This is a genomic window from Oscillatoria salina IIICB1 (genome assembly GCF_020144665.1).
GTDB lineage: Bacteria > Cyanobacteriota > Cyanobacteriia > Cyanobacteriales > SIO1D9 > IIICB1.
Genome location: NZ_JAAHBQ010000158.1, coordinates 1 through 949 on the forward strand (window position 1 = coordinate 1; position 949 = coordinate 949).

At 46.0% G+C, this 949-nt stretch carries 1 protein-coding gene; it reads right to left on the reverse strand.

What is annotated here, in order from left to right:
• Positions 1-524: 524 nt before the first annotated feature.
• Positions 525-929: an IS200/IS605 family transposase gene (gene tnpA / locus G3T18_RS24625; RefSeq protein ID WP_224413237.1), complete on the reverse strand. Its 405-nt coding sequence runs from the start codon at positions 927-929 to the stop codon at positions 525-527.
• Between the last annotated feature and the right edge of the window lie 20 nt (positions 930-949).

The following is a 949-nucleotide window of genomic DNA, read 5'->3' on the forward strand; positions in this document are numbered from 1 at the left end:
ACAGTAGTGCGAGCATCTTGCTCGCTATCTGTGTACTTTGGGCTAACAGTAGTGCGAGCATCTTGCTCGCTATCTGTGTACTTTGGGCTAACAGTAGTGCGAGCATCTTGCTTGCTATCTGTGTATTTTGGGCTAACAGTAGTGCGAGCATCTTGCTCGCTATCTGTATACTTTGGGCTAACAGTAGTGCGAGCATCTTGCTCGCTATCTGAGTATTTTGGGCTAACAGTAGTGCGAGCATCTTGCTCGCTATCTGTATACTTTGGGCTAAAAAGTGTTTACGAATCGTTTGAAAATACTATAGCAATGGTAAATCTTTTGTGAAATTTGTAGAGACGTTGCATTTTAGTAAGTCTGAGCGACGTATTTTAGTATTTTAGTAAGTCTCAGCGACCAAGATGGTCGCACTACAACGCTCAAAAACATCATATCTTTATTAAATTTGCCGGGAATACCTCCATGCCTTGTGCTGGCGGATGAGAGGCGAGACAGGCGATGGGGTTTAATGTTGTAGGCGCGATCGTCTACCCCCTGTCCTTCTGGGTTTGGATGTATTGCCTGACAATATCCTCACAGATATACCCGACGCTAGCGTAATACGTTCCTCGACTCCACAAGCCAGACCCCCAAAACTTGCGCCCTTTCAGCTTGGGAAACTTGTTGAAGATATGCACTGCTGAAATAGATTTCAGGGTTTTGGCTATCTCTACGGGCGCTGTGGTGTGGTCGCACTGCACAAATAGATGCACATGATCCGGCATGATTTTCAGCTCATGCAGCGTCCATCCGTAGTGTTTACAGGTTTCAGCCAGGATGCGCTTAAGCTCTATTTCCACGGCATCTTTCAAGACCTGATGCCTGTACTTTGGGCAAAAGATAATGTGATAGCCAAGCGAGTGCGTAGCGTGGACAGAGTGTAAAGTTTTCATCCATTAGAGCGTGTATCGGC